This window comes from Micromonospora sp. WMMD1219 (genome assembly GCF_049315215.1).
Taxonomy (GTDB): Bacteria; Actinomycetota; Actinomycetes; order Mycobacteriales; family Micromonosporaceae; genus Micromonospora; species Micromonospora tulbaghiae.
In genome coordinates this window covers 985737-1001568 of the sequence record NZ_CP186057.1, presented here as the reverse complement: position 1 = coordinate 1001568, position 15832 = coordinate 985737, and the positions used below count along the sequence as shown (strand labels likewise).

At 66.9% G+C, this 15832-nt stretch carries 20 protein-coding genes and 2 pseudogenes; 13 read left to right on the top strand and 9 right to left on the bottom strand.

Annotated elements, in window-relative coordinates; translation table 11 throughout:
* Position 1: 1 nt before the first annotated feature.
* Complete coding sequence (locus ACN27C_RS04710) at positions 2-253, top strand: hypothetical protein (protein ID WP_422750538.1); 252 nt, start codon at positions 2-4, stop codon at positions 251-253.
* Positions 254-488: 235 nt separating this feature from the next.
* Here ACN27C_RS04710 and ACN27C_RS04705 read toward each other — a convergent pair whose 3' ends face one another.
* Positions 489-914 (bottom strand): hypothetical protein, encoded by a 426-nt coding sequence (locus ACN27C_RS04705; protein ID WP_422750537.1) that lies wholly within the window; start codon positions 912-914, stop codon positions 489-491.
* Positions 915-1063: 149 nt separating this feature from the next.
* Here ACN27C_RS04705 and ACN27C_RS04700 point away from each other — a divergent pair, with 149 nt between their 5' ends.
* The 4 genes from ACN27C_RS04700 to ACN27C_RS04685 all read left to right on the top strand — a co-directional run bounded on the left by ACN27C_RS04700 (position 1064) and on the right by ACN27C_RS04685 (position 4232).
* The gene (locus ACN27C_RS04700) at positions 1064-1705 is read left to right on the top strand and encodes a DUF998 domain-containing protein (RefSeq protein WP_422750536.1); all 642 of its coding nucleotides are present in this window, start codon (positions 1064-1066) and stop codon (positions 1703-1705) included.
* A 42-nt stretch (positions 1706-1747) separates the two neighbouring features.
* Entirely contained in the window at positions 1748-2119 is a 372-nt protein-coding gene (locus ACN27C_RS04695; RefSeq protein WP_120574004.1) for a YciI family protein, read from the top strand.
* An 85-nt stretch (positions 2120-2204) separates the two neighbouring features.
* Positions 2205-3422: an RNA polymerase sigma factor gene (locus tag ACN27C_RS04690; RefSeq protein ID WP_120571849.1), complete on the top strand. Its 1218-nt coding sequence runs from the start codon at positions 2205-2207 to the stop codon at positions 3420-3422.
* A gap of 336 nt (positions 3423-3758) precedes the next feature.
* The gene (locus ACN27C_RS04685; RefSeq protein ID WP_420899652.1) at positions 3759-4232 is read left to right on the top strand and encodes an IS110 family transposase; all 474 of its coding nucleotides are present in this window, start codon (positions 3759-3761) and stop codon (positions 4230-4232) included.
* 40 nt (positions 4233-4272) lie between these two features.
* Here the strand turns inward: ACN27C_RS04685 and ACN27C_RS04680 are convergent, their stop codons facing one another.
* On the bottom strand, positions 4273-4461 hold the full coding sequence (locus tag ACN27C_RS04680; RefSeq protein WP_244933115.1) for a hypothetical protein: 189 nt from the start codon (positions 4459-4461) through the stop codon (positions 4273-4275).
* 353 nt (positions 4462-4814) lie between these two features.
* Between ACN27C_RS04680 and ACN27C_RS04675 the strand changes: the two genes are divergently transcribed.
* Together ACN27C_RS04675 and ACN27C_RS04670 are read left to right on the top strand one after the other, a co-directional pair.
* Positions 4815-4979: a hypothetical protein gene (locus ACN27C_RS04675; protein WP_162959191.1), complete on the top strand. Its 165-nt coding sequence runs from the start codon at positions 4815-4817 to the stop codon at positions 4977-4979.
* Positions 4980-5180: 201 nt separating this feature from the next.
* The gene (locus ACN27C_RS04670; RefSeq protein WP_422750535.1) at positions 5181-5651 is read left to right on the top strand and encodes a hypothetical protein; all 471 of its coding nucleotides are present in this window, start codon (positions 5181-5183) and stop codon (positions 5649-5651) included.
* A gap of 150 nt (positions 5652-5801) precedes the next feature.
* Here ACN27C_RS04670 and ACN27C_RS04665 read toward each other — a convergent pair.
* From ACN27C_RS04665 to ACN27C_RS04655, 3 genes and pseudogenes are all read right to left on the bottom strand, one after another.
* Positions 5802-6539, bottom strand: a pseudogene (locus tag ACN27C_RS04665) (ATP-binding cassette domain-containing protein); the annotation flags it as partial.
* Positions 6540-6893: 354 nt separating this feature from the next.
* The gene (locus ACN27C_RS04660) at positions 6894-8054 is read right to left on the bottom strand and encodes a hypothetical protein (RefSeq protein WP_422750534.1); all 1161 of its coding nucleotides are present in this window, start codon (positions 8052-8054) and stop codon (positions 6894-6896) included.
* Positions 8055-8313: 259 nt separating this feature from the next.
* Complete coding sequence (locus ACN27C_RS04655) at positions 8314-8712, bottom strand: peptidase inhibitor family I36 protein (protein ID WP_422750533.1); 399 nt, start codon at positions 8710-8712, stop codon at positions 8314-8316.
* Positions 8713-8743: 31 nt separating this feature from the next.
* On the opposite strand from ACN27C_RS04655, the gene ACN27C_RS04650 reads away from it, so the two are divergent.
* Positions 8744-8971 carry a hypothetical protein gene (locus ACN27C_RS04650; RefSeq protein ID WP_422750532.1) on the top strand — a complete coding sequence of 76 codons (228 nt, stop codon included), beginning with the start codon at positions 8744-8746 and terminating at the stop codon, positions 8969-8971.
* 534 nt (positions 8972-9505) lie between these two features.
* On the opposite strand, the gene ACN27C_RS04645 is transcribed toward ACN27C_RS04650, so the two are convergent.
* Positions 9506-10246 carry a glyoxalase gene (locus tag ACN27C_RS04645; RefSeq protein ID WP_422750531.1) on the bottom strand — a complete coding sequence of 247 codons (741 nt, stop codon included), beginning with the start codon at positions 10244-10246 and terminating at the stop codon, positions 9506-9508.
* A 259-nt stretch (positions 10247-10505) separates the two neighbouring features.
* On the opposite strand from ACN27C_RS04645, the gene ACN27C_RS04640 reads away from it, so the two are divergent.
* Both ACN27C_RS04640 and ACN27C_RS04635 read left to right on the top strand, forming a co-directional pair.
* Positions 10506-11108 carry an RHS repeat-associated core domain-containing protein gene (locus ACN27C_RS04640; protein WP_422750530.1) on the top strand — a complete coding sequence of 201 codons (603 nt, stop codon included), beginning with the start codon at positions 10506-10508 and terminating at the stop codon, positions 11106-11108.
* A 413-nt stretch (positions 11109-11521) separates the two neighbouring features.
* Positions 11522-11824 carry a hypothetical protein gene (locus tag ACN27C_RS04635; protein ID WP_422750529.1) on the top strand — a complete coding sequence of 101 codons (303 nt, stop codon included), beginning with the start codon at positions 11522-11524 and terminating at the stop codon, positions 11822-11824.
* A gap of 342 nt (positions 11825-12166) precedes the next feature.
* Here ACN27C_RS04635 and ACN27C_RS04630 read toward each other — a convergent pair whose 3' ends face one another.
* The gene (locus tag ACN27C_RS04630; RefSeq protein ID WP_422750528.1) at positions 12167-13402 is read right to left on the bottom strand and encodes an IS3 family transposase; all 1236 of its coding nucleotides are present in this window, start codon (positions 13400-13402) and stop codon (positions 12167-12169) included.
* Positions 13399-13716, bottom strand: a complete 318-nt coding sequence (locus tag ACN27C_RS04625; protein ID WP_422750527.1) for a transposase — start codon at positions 13714-13716, stop codon at positions 13399-13401. Before ACN27C_RS04625 ends, ACN27C_RS04630 begins: the two co-directional genes overlap by 4 nt.
* On the opposite strand from ACN27C_RS04625, the gene ACN27C_RS04620 reads away from it, so the two are divergent.
* The 3 genes and pseudogenes from ACN27C_RS04620 (at position 13707) to ACN27C_RS04610 (ending at position 14654) form a co-directional block, all read left to right on the top strand.
* A complete protein-coding gene (locus tag ACN27C_RS04620; protein WP_422750526.1) occupies positions 13707-13994 on the top strand; it encodes an integrase core domain-containing protein in 288 nt (95 codons plus the stop codon). The two genes, ACN27C_RS04625 and ACN27C_RS04620, sit on opposite strands and share 10 nt — an antisense overlap.
* A 34-nt stretch (positions 13995-14028) precedes the next feature.
* Positions 14029-14268: pseudogene (locus ACN27C_RS04615) on the top strand (transposase); the annotation flags it as partial.
* 23 nt (positions 14269-14291) lie between these two features.
* Positions 14292-14654, top strand: a complete 363-nt coding sequence (locus ACN27C_RS04610; RefSeq protein ID WP_422750525.1) for a hypothetical protein — start codon at positions 14292-14294, stop codon at positions 14652-14654.
* Between the two features lie 15 nt (positions 14655-14669).
* Here the strand turns inward: ACN27C_RS04610 and ACN27C_RS04605 are convergent.
* A protein-coding gene (locus tag ACN27C_RS04605; protein WP_421501094.1) for an IS5 family transposase occupies positions 14670-15535 on the bottom strand; the annotation gives its coding sequence in 2 pieces (ribosomal slippage) (positions 14670-15202 and positions 15202-15535; 867 coding nt in all).
* Positions 15536-15832 lie beyond the last annotated feature (297 nt).

The window sequence follows — 15832 nt, the reverse complement described above, 5'->3', positions numbered from 1 at the left end:
CATGACCTCGGTGCGCTGGCAGGCGGCGAAGGAGTTCGGCGTGATCGGCGAGAGGCGGACGTCGGGCGTGCACTGGCCGGCGCCGCCGCCTCTCGCCGTCAGCATGTCGATGTCGCCCAGGTCTTGGGCCTGGTTGTGGCTGTTCCCCGTCGTCGCCGCTCACGCCGGCCAGGTCGGCACGGATGCCGAGCGGGCCGGCCTCCGAATAGAAAGCGGTGTCCGTGCCGACCGCCTGGGGCACGTCGTCGGATAGCAGCACCGTCCGTCACCACCGGGTCTGTGGATCTAACAGCACCTCTCTGTGTCATGGATGACCGGCCCCGCTCCTTCATGGATCAAACAGAGGGGAGCCAACTCCGGACGTCCGGGCCAGGTGCACCAGTGTTCGGCCGTAGGGTCCGCATTGGTAGGACGACACGGCCGGAGCGCAGTGTCTCCTCGATGAGACACTGCGCTTCGGCGGTTCGAGTCGATGTGGCTTTTCGTTCTCAGAGCCGGGTCATGGTGGAGGTGTAGCCGCCTCCGCCGGGGTAGGTCCATTCGCCGGTGACCGTGGTGTCGTCGGTGCGGAATGTGCCCGCGTAGTAGGCGGGGCTGCCTTTCGCGCCGGCCCAGATAGTCATCTTGTCGCCGACGAGTTCGTAGACGTAGTCGAAGGTGTTGCCGGCCGTGTCGTAGAACCGCGACACCACGTCCGCGCCGACCGGTTCGCCGAACGGGTGTAGGTGCCCGATGACCTCCAGGCCGGTGACGGGTTGGCCGAACTGGCTCAGTTCGACGTGCTGGAGCAGGAAGAATCGGCCGGCCATCCATTCGTACCGCACGGTTCCCTCGGCGCCGCCGGTCACCGACCAGGTGCCGACTAGACGGTCCAGAGCGGTCAGTTCGGCGCTCGGCTGGGTGTTCTCAGACATCGTGTCCTCCTCGGTAGGTGTTCGTCGGTACCTCGGAGGCGACGTCCGGGCCTTGACGTCGACGTTGCGTGATCCAGCTCACGCTGTAGAACGTCAAAGTTCGCGGTGCGGCCACGAGGTAGCGGCAAGCACTCACCAAGGAGGAAGTCATGGCCACCGTCGCCGCCACCGTTCCCGCTGCCCGCCGCTTGTCCGACCGGCTGCTCCTCGCCGGCGTCCTCGCGGGACCGGTCTTTTTCGCTTCGGCCGTGACGCAGATGCTCACGCGGGAGGGCTACGACATCACGCGGCACCCGATCAGCCAGTTGGCCACCGGAAGTCCCGGCTGGATCCAGATCACCACGTTCGTGCTCGCCGGCTTCGGCGGGATCGCCCTCGCCATCGGGATCCGACGCACGCTCACCGAGGGTATCGGCCGGCGTGTGGTGCCGATCTTCGTCGGGATCTTCGGTGCCGGTCTCGTCGCGGCTGGGGTGTTCATCATGGATCCGGAGTACGGCTTCCCGGTAGGGACCCCTGAGGGGCCGGTCGACGAGATGTCCTGGCACAGCATCGCGCACTCGGCGGCGGCGGCCGCCGCCTTCACCTCGCTGGCCGTCGCCGCCATCGCGCTGACCGTTCGGCACGTCCGCCGTCGGGCCGCCCTGCCGGCGGCGCTGAACGGCCTCGCCGCGCTCATCCTGCTGATGCCGATGTCACCGAGCCACATGAGCATCCAGATCGCCGTGAACGGCCTGGTCGCCTTCACCTGGACGACGGTCGTCGCCCTCTCCCTGCGCCGTTCGAGCTGATCGGCGTAGCGTGATCCGAGGCCCGCGAACACGAGGAGAATGGTGAAGTATCTGCTGCTCAGCTACACACCGGCCGCCGCCTGGGACGCCGCGACCGCCGACACCCCGTCCGAGGAGGCGCTGGCCGCGTTCGCCGCGTACCAGCGGTTCGAACAGGAGCTGATCGAGACCGGCGAGTTTGTCAGCAGCGAGGGACTCGGCCACCCGGCGGTCAGCACCACGGTCTGCAAGACCCCAACCGGCGTGGTGGCCACCGACGGGCCGTTCGTCGAGCTGAAGGAGGTCCTGGCCAGCTTCGCCGTGATCGACGTGGACGACCAGGAGCGCGCCGTCGAAATCGTCTCGCGGATGGTCGAGGTTCTGGGCGAGCCGATGGAGATCCGGCCGATCATGGGCGCGGACTTCGCGGCATGACCCGCCGCGTCCAGCCTCGCCGGACGGCGGCAGGCCGGGAGGGCACCCGAACGGCAGTACCGGCGTGAGGCCGGACGTCGAGCACATGCTGCGCACCGAGGCGCCGCAGGTTCTCGGCGCGCTGGTGCGGCGCTTCGGCCGCTTCGATATCGCCGAGGACGCGGTACAGGAGGCACTGCTCGTCGCGAGCCGGGTGTGGCCGACGGACGGCGTGCCGGAGAACCCGCGCAGCTGGCTGATCCGGATCGGGTACCGGCGGATGGTCGACCTGCTCCGTACCGACCAGGCCCGACGCCACCGTGAGCGGCACGCCGGGATGAGCGAGCTGGCGATGCGGGACCCGACCCGCCAGGCGGGCCCTGCGCTGGAGACCGACGACAGTCTCACGCTTCTGCTGCTTTGCTGTCACCCCGCGCTGAGCCCCACCTCCCAGGTGGTGCTCACGCTGCGCGCGGTCGGCGGCCTGACAACGGCGGAGATCGCACACGCGCACGGGACGACCGAGAACACCATGGGCGCCCGGATCAGCCGCGCCAAGCAGCAACTGGCCCGCGCCGGCGCCCGGTTCACCCCGCCGACCGATGCCGACCGCGACAGCCGGATGAACGCTGTCATGCAGGTGCTCTACCTGATCTTCAACGAGGGCTACACCGCCTCCACCGGAGACGTACTCACCCGCGTGGACCTGACCCGCGAGGCGATCCGGCTGACCCGTATGCTCCGCGCCTCCCTGCCGGACGACCCCGAGGTGACGGGGCTGCTTGCCCTGATGCTGCTCACCGAGTCGCGGCGTGCTGCCCGTACCGACGGCGACGAGTTGGTGCCGCTGGACGAGCAGGACCGGACACGGTGGGATCCTGAGCTGATCCGCGAGGGCACGGAGCTTATCGACAGCGTTTGGCGGCGGCGCGAGGTCGGCGCGTACCAGCTGCAGGCGGCGATCGCGGCCGTGCATGCTGCGGCTGCGGCGCCGGACCGGACGGACTGGCCCCAGATCGCGGCGCTGTACCTGGGACTGGAACGGCTCAGCCCGACCGCGCCGGTACGGCTGAGCCGGGTGGTCGCAGTCGCGTACGCGTACGGGCCGGCCCGGGGGCTGGCCCTGCTCGACGACCTCAACTGGCGCTACCACCTGGACGAGAACCCGCTGACCCGGCAACGCGAACGCGCGATCCGCGCACATCTGCTTGAGATGACCGGCGACACGGCCTGCGCGGCGGCGCGGTACCGCGAAGCAGCCGCGCTAACCCAGAACCAGGTCGAACAGCGATACCTCCAACGCCGAGCCCACCAACTCGGCTGACCAATCGTCGGCCGGCGCCCGGACATCGGCAGATACGCACCTCCTAGGAACGGCTGGGCTCAGCAACGCCCGTCACGCAATGTCACCGACTTAATTCGCAAACCAAGTCGAGGGGGCGGTCACCATGTGTAGGTCGAGACGGCGGTGTGCACTTGCAGCCGTGCCTACCTCTGCACTCAGCCCTGTACGCCGACAACACCCCGCGAACCATTCGCACTGACACGACTCGATGCGTGTCGGGACTCGGTTTAGCGTCCGTGCCTGGCGGTCAACGACCGCTGGCTGGTCGGGTCACGCCCTTTGCTATCCCGGGCGATCGAGCCCTCACGTGAGACCGTGCGGCCCGGCCAGCCCTCATGCTCCCCGAACGGGACGCTGTTGAAGTACCACGCCGGCTTGGACTGGGGCGAAAGCCACCACGACCTCGCCGTGGTCGACGACCACGGCCGCCTTATCACCCACACCCGCCTACCCGACAACCCCGAAGGGCTGGCGCACCTTTTGGCCGTCCTCGCCGCGATTCGGCGAAACCGCCGGTCGATCCCGATCGGCATCGAGACCGGTCGCGGTCTGATGGTCGCCGGCCTGCTGAAGGCAGGCCAGCCCGTCGTCGTGCCCGACCCGACCCGACTCAGGTCGGGTTGCGTCCAGGATTCCTTCCTTGACGGCGAGGTTGAGGGCGGCGCGCAGCGTGGTGCGCAGGTGGTGCATCGCGGAGGCGGACTGGGGGCGCCCTTGCTGTTCCTGTGGCCGCTATCTGCCCGAACACGGTGCGCAGGAGCGGGGCGTCGAGGTCAGCCAGGGCGGTAGCGGCCGAGGCGGGGATGAGGACGGTGTCGACGTCGCGGGTTTAGTGGAAACGGGTGGTGGGCCGGATCTTCGTGCGGTTGTCGAGCCAGTGCCGCAGCCACCGCTCGACCGTCCAGCCCTGTGCCGTCCGGTCCGCCTCGGTGCTGGTCAGCCATTCGTCGCGGGCATGCCGGGCGGCGGCTTGCGACGGGTAGCCACCACGACGGACCCGCTCCCGCCGGCCGAGCACGCTCCTGGCTGAGCAGTGGAAATACCAGGTCCCGTGCCCACGCTCGGACAAACCGGGGGGCAAGAGCCTTCCCGGCGTCGGCCGTCGTCACGGCATCCGCATCGTTTAAAGATCACACCTGACGTCGCCATGCTGCTCGCACCTCCTGCTGTTGTGGGGGCAGGATGCGCCGCTCTAGACGTGGCGGCCATGGCGGCCAGCGGTGTTGTGCTGGTGCCGCGTGTTCAGGCTACGGATGCTGTTGGCCGCACGTCGCAGCTACCGTTTCAGAAGGACAGGTCGCGGGCAGCCGCCGGAGCATTTCCGGCTGCGCGACGTTGCGTGAGCCACGCTCATGTCCGGCCAGAAACGCGGTGATCGGCAGCATGCGGAAAGCCGCCGAGGAAGGCATTCGTGTGGCCCGCGAGGACAGCCTCGCCGGCGCCCGTCTGGCCGAGATGCGCGGCTTCTGCCACTACCTCTGGCTCGAACTGCCGGTGTTGATCAAAAGGTGGCGTGCGGACAAGCGCGACCGCTGAGCCACCTCATGCCGACAAGGCGTGTCTGCCTCGTCTGGCGGCGTTTGCCGATCGTCGGCGCGGGGCGTCGTATCGGCGTGAAAATTCGGCCGGTGATCGTAGCGGTCGCGTGAAAGTCGTCGACGGTGGCTGGTTGGCGGGCTGACATGGACGTCACGGCGGGTCCGAGGCGCGGGCCCGTGCTGTTGTCGGAGGCGTGCGGTGAGTGTCGATCGAGATCCTGAACTTGTTGCGCATGCTGAGACCACGCCGGTGGGCATCAGTGTGGCTGCCGGTGCGGTGGCGGTGACTGGTGCCGCGCTCGTGGTGGCGGCGGTGTTCGGGGCCGCGGAGCTGCCCGCCCGGGTGCTGGTCATCGCCGCAGTGGTCGCCTGGTTCTCCGCCCGGGTGAGGGACCTGCGGGCAGTGGCGGCGGTGACGGCCCTGGCGGGGGCGGTTTTCGTGGGGTTCCTCGCGAACCGTTACGGCGAGTTGACCGGCGGCGAGGGGTGGTCGTACGCGCCATTGATCCTGTTCGCTGCGGCCCTCGGCGCCGGCTGCCAGCGGATGACGATGACCGCCGAGGACCGTTCTGGCCGGCAGACCGGGGCGACGCCCCGCCCCTGCCCTTGGGAGACCAACACGATGGCGATTCCGCCCGGCAGCAGGTCCGGTGGGCCGGATGGACGCTGACGTCGTGCCAGCCGAGCGCCTCGGAAAGGCTTCGACGGGTTTGACGATTGCCGTCGAGTTGGTGACGGGGCGTGGCCGGGACTGCGGCGGGTGTGGACCGGGCGCAGCAGGAGGCTGCGGCTGTTGACCATGCGATCGAGCAGATCACCGGAAGCCGCGGGCAGCGGTGATGCGTTGCCACTGGCCGCCGGAGAGGTCCTGGCCGCCGGCGAAGGTGCGGTCCAGCAGGGTCTCGTACCCGTGGGGCAGCTCGGAGATCATGTCGTGGGCGACCGCGCGGGCGGCGGCGGCCTCGATCCGGTCCTGCTCCGCCGTGGTGGTGATGTCGCCGATGGCGATGTTGGTGGCGGCGGTGAACGGCCGCTTGTGGTACTCCTGCGTCACGACGCCGATCCGGGCCCGCAGCGCGTCGGTGCCCCACTCGTTGCTGGGCCGCCCGTTGTAGCGGATGGCCCCGCTGGTAGGGGTGCGGAAAGTGGCGATCATGGTGGCCAGGGTGGACTTGCCGGAGCCGTTCTCCCCGACGAACGCCACGGTCTGCCCGGCTCCGATGGTGAGGGTGACGCGGTCGACGGCGGGGGTGTCGCGGTCGGGGTAGCGCAGGCTCACCGCGTCGACGGTGGTGGTCGTGGTGACCCGGCGGGTCAGGCTAAGTTGGATCCGGGTCTCGACGTGCATGACCCGGTCGTACTGGTCGAGCAGGAAGTCGCGCAGGCCGTAGGAGCGCAGTTCGGGGGCGGAGTCGCGTTCGGCCATCAGCCGGTGCAGCAGCCACAAGTGGCGGCGGCGTACCGACCCGGCGGCGTAGGTCTGGTAGCGCAGGTGCCCGGCCCGCAGCGCCGCCCACCCGTTCGGCACGGTCGCCACGAGCAGGGCGAGCAGCCGCAGCGTCTCCGGCGCACGGGCGGCCTGACTCTTCACTACCCTGCGGCTACACCGCGTCCAAGCAGCGTGCGGCCCGGACAATCACGCCTCCCAGCTCCTGCTCGCCCGACTCGCCTTCATACCCGAAGGCCGCGTCCGAGACCACGTCTTCGCCAACGGCGTCTGGAGAGACTCGCTCCTGTACTCGATCCTCGATCATGAATGGCAGAACTTCGTCTCGCCGGATGGTGCAGTGCCTCGAAGCCTCCATGGGATGCTAGAAACCCTTCAGCGGCGCACCGAGTCGGACGGCAGCGCGATGCCCGAATCGGGAGAGCTTTGACAGAAAGAAATGTCGCTGCCGATAGGTACGGCTGGTTAGTTCCCAGGCGACCCAGAGGGCGCTGTCGTGGACAGAAAGTCTGCAGGTACACCGGCGTCGATCAACTGATCGCGCATGCGGTCGAGCGAGCTGGGAGTCCAGTCAGGATAGGTGGACAGAAATAGCCGCCGCTGGGCAGCGTCGCGGTCTACCCGGGCTGCCTCGATCGATGATTCGACCGCGCTCGCGGCCTGTTCCCAGAGCTCGCCACGACGTGCGGTTCTACCTGGAGTCAGGGTGCCGTGAATCGGACGCGACCGGGCGGCGAGAATCAACGTGGCAACGGCGAGCAGGCCGCCCGCGCCGCTCAGAACGGGTAGCAGCCACGTGGGCGCGGCGGGCCAGTATGAGCTTGGCAAGATAGCGCTATGCACGGTGGCTACCGGGCCACCGCTGTCGTCCTGCGCGCCTAACGTGCCTACGAGATTGCCATACATAGCGACAGTGGGGGCCATTAGGACCAGCGCGGTGGTGATGGCCAATGCGATGACCGTAGCCCGTTGTGCGGGATGCGCTGGACGGATCCGCCGCGACGCCGTCGCGGCGAGCGACCATCCGGTGAACAGCCCAAGGCTCATTCCGGCGAGGCTGAGGGCGGGAAACGCGGGTGAGCTGGCAGGCCAGCTGCTCACCCGCACGATGCCGTCGTCGGCGACGGAACTGCCGTTGACTTCGATGATCAAGCCCTGCGATTCGGCCGTGAACCGGGCGTACCGGCTCGGGAGGTAGGTGACCCTCTTGTCGCCGGGATACAGCACGCCCGTCTGGTCGTCAACGACGGTGAGACCGGAGACGGACCAGCCAGCCGCGGCGAAGCGCTGCCGTGCCTGCGCGGGATCCCACTGAGAACTCAGCCTGACATCGGCAGCGATCTTGCCAGCCGTCCGGGGTGAGGCTTCGCGCGACATCACTGGTGCCTCCTCAACTCCCGTGGCCAGCCGAGTGAGGTCGTTCAACGCTGCCGCGTCGGGCAGGTTAACCAGGGCCCGGACGCCTAGGTAGGAGCTGGCTGCCGCGCCGAAGGCGCCCACCAGCACCGAAGCGAGGACTACCGCGGCCAACGTGATGGGACGGCGATCGGGCAGCGAGAGCCATTGACGTATCCGTCTGACGATCAGGCGCGTCCAGTTGAGGACCGTGGACCAGAAGACGTTCATCCGGCCGCTCCCGTCGCGCGCTGCGTTCCGCCAAGCCGTCTACTTGGCATGCCCCCATACAGTACGGGTGCCGCTACCTACCGTCCATCGGACGGCGATCTCCGGACGACTCCCGAGGATATCGCTGATTACTCCGTATGCCGGACAACAAGAAGTAGGCGTAGCTGCGATTGACGGAGTCGGGTCATCCGCCGGCCCACCAAGAGGTCAGGGCCAGCAGACGACCCCTATAGTGCTCGACGATCAACTGAACGAGTGGCTAGTTGTCCGGCGCGTCGGTGTGAGTCTGACGGCAGAACCCACAGTAGGAGTACGAGTTGATCACGAAGGGGAACGAGCCTCGGTCCTGGCCTGCGTAGACGATCGCCGACGAACCGCCGGAGACTCCGCACTTGTTCTGGCTGAACGTGAGGGTCACACTGGTGCCGTTGCTGACCGACCGCATCCCGAACGGCATGTCTTTGCACCAGGTGGAACCCCCGGGCCGCGGGCCCTGGTAGAAGGTGCCGGTGAAGTTCGAGCCCGACCAGGCGCAGATTAGCTCTCCGCTGCACCGGGCGAACGCAGCGTCGGCCTTCGCTTGGGCCACCCCCGGGACGGCGGCGGCTGACGAGACGGCAGCGACGACCGCGAGCGCTGCGAACATTCTCTTGGTCATACTTCCTCCCTCCGTTAGGCAGGCGAAAGGCATGACGACCAAGCGGGCATCGAGCCGCTCCGGTGATCCTCAAGAACGTTCCCCGCCTGGGATCACACCCCGTGACTCGACCCCTAACCGTCGATCACTGTCGATGGCAAGCATTGACAAACTCGAATCGAACAACTTCCACGTCGAATACGGCAAACCGGGCAAGCGCTTTTCGCCCACCAACCACACCGAAGTTGCCGTGTCGCTCGTGGCTTCTATCATCGCTTGACTACGGCGACCGCGACGGCGATGACGCCGGCCAGGCCGGCGAGCAGGCTCATCGACGCCTGGACCAGGGCGGTGGTGGAGTTCGCGCCGCGGGAGGCGCGTTCCATATCGTCGGCGAACGCGTCGGCGTCGAAGGGGCGACAAGGTTCCCTCCTTCCTGCTCGGCAACGGCTTCGAGCAGGTCCACACTCGCTGGGTCGCCGAGACCTGGGCCGGGGGCAGTGCCGGCTGCCGCCTGTACGCCGACAACGCCACCCAGCTGCGCGACCGGCTCCTCGCCGAGGACCTGTCCCACGACGAGCTGGACCGGTTCGCCGAGCTGATGGCCGACCCGGCGGTGCTGGTGCGCGGCTACCAGTTCGCCTCCACTACCGGCCGCAAGCCCCGCTGAACCTGACAGGTGGGCGGTCGGGGAGTGTGGATCTAACGGTCTCGGTGTCCGGCAACGCTGCGTCATTCAGCCGATTGCCCTCCGGCGTCGAACCGACCGCGTGTGACCCACTTTGCCGCCGTCCAAGCCGAGGTAGACGGTCAGTCAGGCCGTGGCGGGCATCCACCGCTCGAGCAGCGTGGGGTCGGCAACGATGGACTCAACCTGACGACGCTCCTCCATGGTCAGGCTGAGTTGCCGAAGCCTGGCGCCCCACTCCGGCACCCGTTCCGACTCCTCCAGTGCCGTCGACAGCTCGATGAGCACGGCCAGCGCCATTGCCTGCTGCACGGCCGGTGCGCTGTCGCCGTGGCGGCGCAGTCCCGAGTTCAGGGCTCGGAAGGCATGCCGGTCGTCGTTCTTGAACTCGCGCAGGATCCGCGCGTTGTCCAGAACCCGGGCAAGCCCTTGCAGCTGCTTGGAGCCGCCGTAGTCCAACTCCGTCGGCTCGTCCCGCTGGATGAAAATGATCGAGTTTCCCGACGGATCCGTGACGGTGAACCGTGAGGCGCCGGGCCGGTACCGCGTTATCCGAGGTAGCCCTTTGGCAAGCACCTTTCCGTACGTGCGGCGCATCGCCTCGGTGAACGCTGCATGGTACGGCGCGACCGTATCGACCATTACCAGGCATCCGCCGGTGTTCTCCGACGGGTCCAGGTTGCTGGACGCGCGCCCGTAGTGCAGCTCGAAACCGCGCCACCGGAACGCCAGGTACAGGTAGGGCTTCGTCTGTTTGTAGGTCACAGCGAAGCCCAGGGCGCGCCAGAAGGCCAGGGTTTCCTCCGGTGCCACACAGGGCAGCATCGGCACGGTGGTCTCGTTGGGCTGGACACCTTCGTCAAGCATCGTCAGCACCTCATTTGTTCAACAGGGCAGGCGACGCAGCAGTCTGCCAAACGCGCGACCATCACGCACATGCCAGAACTCGACGATCGTTGCGGACTTGACAGAGCTGCACCGTCGCGCACGCTCATGCCGCAGGTGGGGCGCCGCCGACAACACGGGTACCCTGCGAGCATGCCTAGACTCGAAGTGGCCGCTGACCAGGACCGCCCGAGCCAAGTAGTTCGTTAGCGAGAACTGCTCTGGGTCGGTTGAGAAGTCGATGAAGTCGCTGGCCGCTCCGAGCTGGACCGATGACGGCAGCGGCAACCACTCCCGGGCCATCGCCGGACTCGCCGGGATCGCCGGTCTGTTCACCAACACCACCGGGCTGGTCTGGCAGATCACCAATCTGCACGGTGACTTCGTCGCCGGGATGACCGAAACCGGCAGCGGGCTAGCGTACACCAGCGAGTACGACGAACACGGCAACGCCCGAAACCCCGCCGACGCCGGCACCCGCCGCTACGGCTGGCTCGGCACCCACCAGCGCGCCGCCTACACTCCTGACGGCTCGATCCTCATGGGTGCCCGCCTCTACAACCCCACCACCAGCCGATTCAAGTCAGTCGACTCCGTCTACGGTGGAAACGCCAACCCATACGAATACGCCACCGGAGACTCGATCAACAAGCACGATGTTTCCGGAAACATGTCATGCTGGCGTACCAGCTACAGCTCGCGTAAGTGGTACTACTATTGGGGCACGTGGGGAGGATATCGCGTCGACTGGCGCTGGCAATGCTATTTCTCGCACAGTGACGTGAAGTATTTTACCCGGGGGCGTTGCATACGGCATCATCGCCATAGTTGTAGGTGTCTTTAACCCTCCCGCAGGGGCCGCGTTCGGTGTCGCCGGGCGCCGTCTACGGGTGGCTGGTGTGGGAGTACAACGAAGCGTGCAGTCGGAAGCGAGGAGCCTATATCAGCGGGTTCTTTCGATGGTGGCTAAACAGAAGTGGGCGGTTCGATTGGGGATACGGGTGGATCAACAATAAGTTTTGTGCATAGGCAAGTGGCAAAGTCTAGAAAGGCAGGCGGATGCGACCAAGGGTCGACGTGTGGGTGGCCGGCAAAACAGCAGGGGAATTGACACCTTCCCCGAGGTCGATCATCGATGGCAGCGAAGCTGCATCGGTGGTGGACACCTCCTGCCTAGGTCGATATGGGCTGAGCCGGTTCGTGGTTAGTCTCTCGGTCGACGCGGCAACGGCCAAACGGTTCACTCGGACATGTCGAATGGAAACCATTTGGAGACGCAAGGTCGTACCGGCAGTTCTCGTCGTAACGGCTTTGATTGTCCTCGCGCACGTCGTCGACTCGGTGCGCAATGATGCGCAGCATACGGGGGTGACACTGCTGATAACACTCATCCTGGCGTTTACTGTGCTGGCCGGAAGGCTTGCGCTGAACCTGCTGCACTCACGGCATCACCCGAAAGAAGTAAGGGGAGATGTCTATATTCGCGGCGTTGACGGCGAGACAGTCAAGGTCTGGACCAGCCTCAATCCGACAGGTGCCATCAAGATAATTGGCGGATAACCAAGCCCGGATCCTGAGGGCTTCCCAAAGTGGCTCGCCCATGCGGGACTTATCGAAGAGCGAGGAACTGTGATTGCATCGTAGGTGGCTGCATGAATGGAGTGCCGCTTGGTTGATGTACTGCGCCGACATTAGCTGGTGTACGTGCAGGTAACACGGAATCCTGGGGTGTGCGCCAAGAATGTGGCACGTACCCCAGGATCCGCAAAACAAGTGTGTGAACCGCGATCCGTCAGAGCGTTTTGGTCCGGTCGTCCGTTTCGGCTTGACCATTTTGTCCCTCGTGGTGGGAGTCGGGGCAGGGTCATTGCGGTCTGGGGTAACTGCTGGTCACGGCGGTGATCAGGTCGTGCGATCGGCGGTTGGCTCGGCGGGTAGCGCGGGCGATGCTGGTCGCGCCGGTGATGCGGTGCCAGCCGATCGCGCTGTTACGTAGCGTTGCGATGACGCCGGTCCGTTGCCTGTCCGGACTTGGTGGAGGTCTTCACGGAAAGTCACGTCGCGTACGTGATGGAGGCGGTTCTCGATGTGCCAGTGCCGGCGGATCCAGGTCTGCAGGTCACGGGGCAGAGCCTGGCCGGCGGGCAGTGACACGGTCAGGTAGGCGGTTTCGCGGCTGGTCTTGCCAGCGACGATGCGGGTGCGGGTGATCCGCACGGCTTTTGCTGGGCGTGTGGGAAGGCGATGCCGCCGGGGTGGCGACGGTGACAGCTTTGATGGTGCGGGTTTCGCGGCGGCCGTGACCACGGTCGCGGGGCCGGTCACCGACCGGGATCTGCGCCCAGGGCAGCCGTTTGAGCTGCTTGAACAGGGTCGGCTGGTTGGCCTTGACCTGTACGAGCAGGTGCGCTCGGCGGGCGGTGATCTCGTCGGCGTGACCGGTCTGGGTGTGCAGGGAGCCACCCCGACCCCGCCGGCGGCGAGTGGTGCTGGCCGGTGCCGTCGTCCTTGTCGCCGGGGTCGCCATCGCGGGTGCGATGCGGGATCGGCCGAAGCCGCGCCCGCAGGTGTCGCCGCCCGTCGCGGAGGCATCGTGCGGCCCGTCGCAGTCGATGGATCCGCGTAGAGCGACGTCGACACCTGCCAGCCGACGATCATGCGGGAGTACACGTCGAGGACGAACGCGGCGTAAACCCAGCCCACACTCGTGCGTACGTAAGTCAGGTCAGCGACCCACAGCTGATTCGGGCCGGCCGCCGTGAAGTCCCGTTTGACCAGTTCAACGGGTCGACTGGTCTCGGCCGCCGGTCGGGTCGTGCGCGGCGACTTATCACGCAGCAGCCCTCGCAGCCCGGACTCGCGCATCAGCCGCTCGACCGTGCACCGAGCCAGCGGCACCCCTTGGCGGTGCAGCTCGCGCCAGACCTTTCGGGCGCCGTAGACCCCGTAGTTGGCCGCGTGGATCCGCTCGATCACCGCGGTCAGCTCCTCATCCCGCCTTGAGCGAACGCTGGCGGGACGGGTCTTGGCGGCGTAGTAGGTCGACGGTGCGATCTGTGCCGGCGTGTCTTCGAGCGCCTGCAGGACCGGCTGGACACCGTGTTCGGCCCTTTGGGAGTCGACGAAGTCGACCTTCATCGCGACGGACGGTCCAGCTCCGCCGCGAAGAAACTCGCCGCGGACTTCAGGATCTGGTTGGCCCGCCGCAGCTCACGCACTTCCCGTTCCAGTGCGGCGAGGCGTTCGGCGTCGCTGCTGGTGGTGCCCGGCCGATCCCCGGCGTCGGTCTCGGCCTTCTTCACCCACGTCCGCAACGCCTCCGGATGAACCCCGAGCTGACCAGCGATCCGCCGGATCGCTCCGACCGCCGACGCCCGATCCCGGCGGGCCTCGACCGCCAACCGGGTCGCACGCTCACGCAGCTCATCGTTGTACTTCTTCGGTGCCGGCATCGCTGGTGTTCCTCCCAGGTTTCGATGTCTCCATCAAACCCGGTGCGGGACAGGTCGGCGCCGCCGGCGACAACGCTGCCATGGAGTCACTCTTCGGCCTGCTGCAGAACAACGTCCTCGACCGCCGAACCTGGACGACCCGGCAGCAGTTGAGGACCGCGATCGTGACCTGGATCGAACGGACCTACCACCGCCGTCGACGCCAACGATCCCTGTCCCGGTTGACCCCTATCGAGTACGAGGCCGTCATGAACCCGCCGGCCAGTCAGGCCGCGTGACTACGACTGTCACCTATCGGTGCAGCAGACCCGCGCCACCCTCGGCATCGACGTCGAAGCCGTCACCAAAGCCCCACAAGTCAGAGGATTCTCCGTGGTCAAACGCCGATGGGTCGTCGAACGCACCCTCGGCTGGATCATGCTCCACCGCCGCTTGGCCCGTGACTACGAAGCCCTGCCCGACAACTCCGCCAGCATGATCCGCATCGCGATGATCGACAACCTCACCAAGCGCCTCACCGACGAAACCACCCCAACCTGGCGAGACACCTGAAGCCGGCATCACCCGCAAAATACGTGAATCAGACGCCCTCTAAGAATCCCTCCCTGGTCGCGAAGAGCCACAAGATCGCAGACCGCCTGACTGACAGCGACCGCAGCCGCGAGCATCGCGTCAAGCCCAAGGACTGCGCCGATGTCATCCGGCTCATCCGAGTTCCCACACCGCCGGACGCCGTCGGCACCCGTTTGGCCGAACTCGCCAGAAACCCCATATGTGGGGCCAGCGTCGCCGCCCGCGTCGACCGCCTGGTCGCGCAGTTCCGCGGGCCAAGCAGCCCCGGCGTCGATCTCGCAGTCACGGCGCTGGCCGGAGCGCTTCCCGAGGAACTGCTGCGTGGGCTCGCCCCGACCTACGTCGAGACGATGCTCCGCGACTAGGGCGTGTCCTGTCGATCATGGGAGCCAGATGACAGCAGCGATCAGGACGAGGCCGGCTCGGTAGAGGGATGCGCGTTTGGCGTATCGCGTTGCCAGGTCACGCCACTGCTTGAGCCGGTTGAAGCAGCGTTCCACGACGTTGCGCTTCTTGTAGATCACCTTGTCGAAGGCCGGTGGTCGCCCGCCGTGGCTGCCCTTGGCGGCCCGGCGAGCGACCTGGTCGCTGCGTTCCGGGATGACGTGCCGGATCCCGCGTTGTCGCAGGGCTCGCCGGGTCGAGTCATGTGCATAGCCCTTGTCCGCGATCAGCACCTCCGGTCGCTTGCGGGGCCGACCCGGCCCGGGCTCGTTGACGCGGATCGCGTCCAGCAGCGCCAGCAGCTGCGGGTTGTCGCCGGCTTGGCCGGGGGTGAGCAGGATCGACAGCGGCCGTCCGCGTCCGTCGACCGCGAGGTGGATCTTCGTGCTCAACCCGCCGCGGGACCGGCCGATGGCCTCGCCATCTTGCGCACCAGGCGTCGCCGCACTTGTCGGGGAGCCCCCTTTTTGCGGGCGCCAGCGGCATGCTGGTGCGCCCGCACGATCGACGAGTCGATGCTGATCGTCCACTGCACCGGCGTGCCGTCGTCATGCACCTGCGCCGCGGCCAGGACCCGATCCCATGTCCCATCAGCGGTCCAGCGGCGCAGCCGTTCGTGGCACGTCTTCCACGGCCCGAAGCGTTCCGGCAGGTCACGCCACGGCGCACCCGTGCGTAGCTTCCACAGGATCCCGTTGATGACCTGACGGTGATCCCGCCACCGCCCCCGAGCCCCGCCAGGTTCCGGTAGCAGCGGCGCGATCACCGCCCACGCCTCATCGGTCAGTTCACCACGACGCACCACCGGCACATCGTCAACGATCAACCACTACATGATCGGCAGGACACGCCCTAGCTAGGGGGCGCTCTTAGGAATCTTGCCACCAGGTATCGAGTAGTTGATCACCGAATCCAGTTTGGGCCACCAGGACGAGAACGACTGATGTCTCCATCAAACCCGGTGCTGAAACGTTGTCCACGATGAGGCCCTTCCGGCCGGCGGCGTTGAGCGCGGCCCGCTGCGTGATCCGTAGTTCCGGACCTGCCCGTTCGGGTTTGTCCGTTGGCGGGTTGATGGATGGCACGGAATCGATCGAGG

Coding starts and splice junctions, on each gene's coding strand:
- ACN27C_RS04710 (WP_422750538.1), top strand. CDS start 2: ATGACCTCGGTGCGCTGGCAGGCGGCGAAGGAGTTCGGCGTGATCGGC.
- ACN27C_RS04705 (WP_422750537.1), bottom strand. CDS start 914: ATGTCTGAGAACACCCAGCCGAGCGCCGAACTGACCGCTCTGGACCGT.
- ACN27C_RS04700 (WP_422750536.1), top strand. CDS start 1,064: ATGGCCACCGTCGCCGCCACCGTTCCCGCTGCCCGCCGCTTGTCCGAC.
- ACN27C_RS04690 (WP_120571849.1), top strand. CDS start 2,205: ATGCTGCGCACCGAGGCGCCGCAGGTTCTCGGCGCGCTGGTGCGGCGC.
- ACN27C_RS04660 (WP_422750534.1), bottom strand. CDS start 8,054: ATGAACGTCTTCTGGTCCACGGTCCTCAACTGGACGCGCCTGATCGTC.
- ACN27C_RS04655 (WP_422750533.1), bottom strand. CDS start 8,712: ATGACCAAGAGAATGTTCGCAGCGCTCGCGGTCGTCGCTGCCGTCTCG.
- ACN27C_RS04650 (WP_422750532.1), top strand. CDS start 8,744: ATGACGACCAAGCGGGCATCGAGCCGCTCCGGTGATCCTCAAGAACGT.
- ACN27C_RS04645 (WP_422750531.1), bottom strand. CDS start 10,246: ATGCTTGACGAAGGTGTCCAGCCCAACGAGACCACCGTGCCGATGCTG.
- ACN27C_RS04640 (WP_422750530.1), top strand. CDS start 10,506: ATGAAGTCGCTGGCCGCTCCGAGCTGGACCGATGACGGCAGCGGCAAC.
- ACN27C_RS04635 (WP_422750529.1), top strand. CDS start 11,522: ATGGAAACCATTTGGAGACGCAAGGTCGTACCGGCAGTTCTCGTCGTA.
- ACN27C_RS04630 (WP_422750528.1), bottom strand. CDS start 13,402: ATGAAGGTCGACTTCGTCGACTCCCAAAGGGCCGAACACGGTGTCCAG.
- ACN27C_RS04625 (WP_422750527.1), bottom strand. CDS start 13,716: ATGCCGGCACCGAAGAAGTACAACGATGAGCTGCGTGAGCGTGCGACC.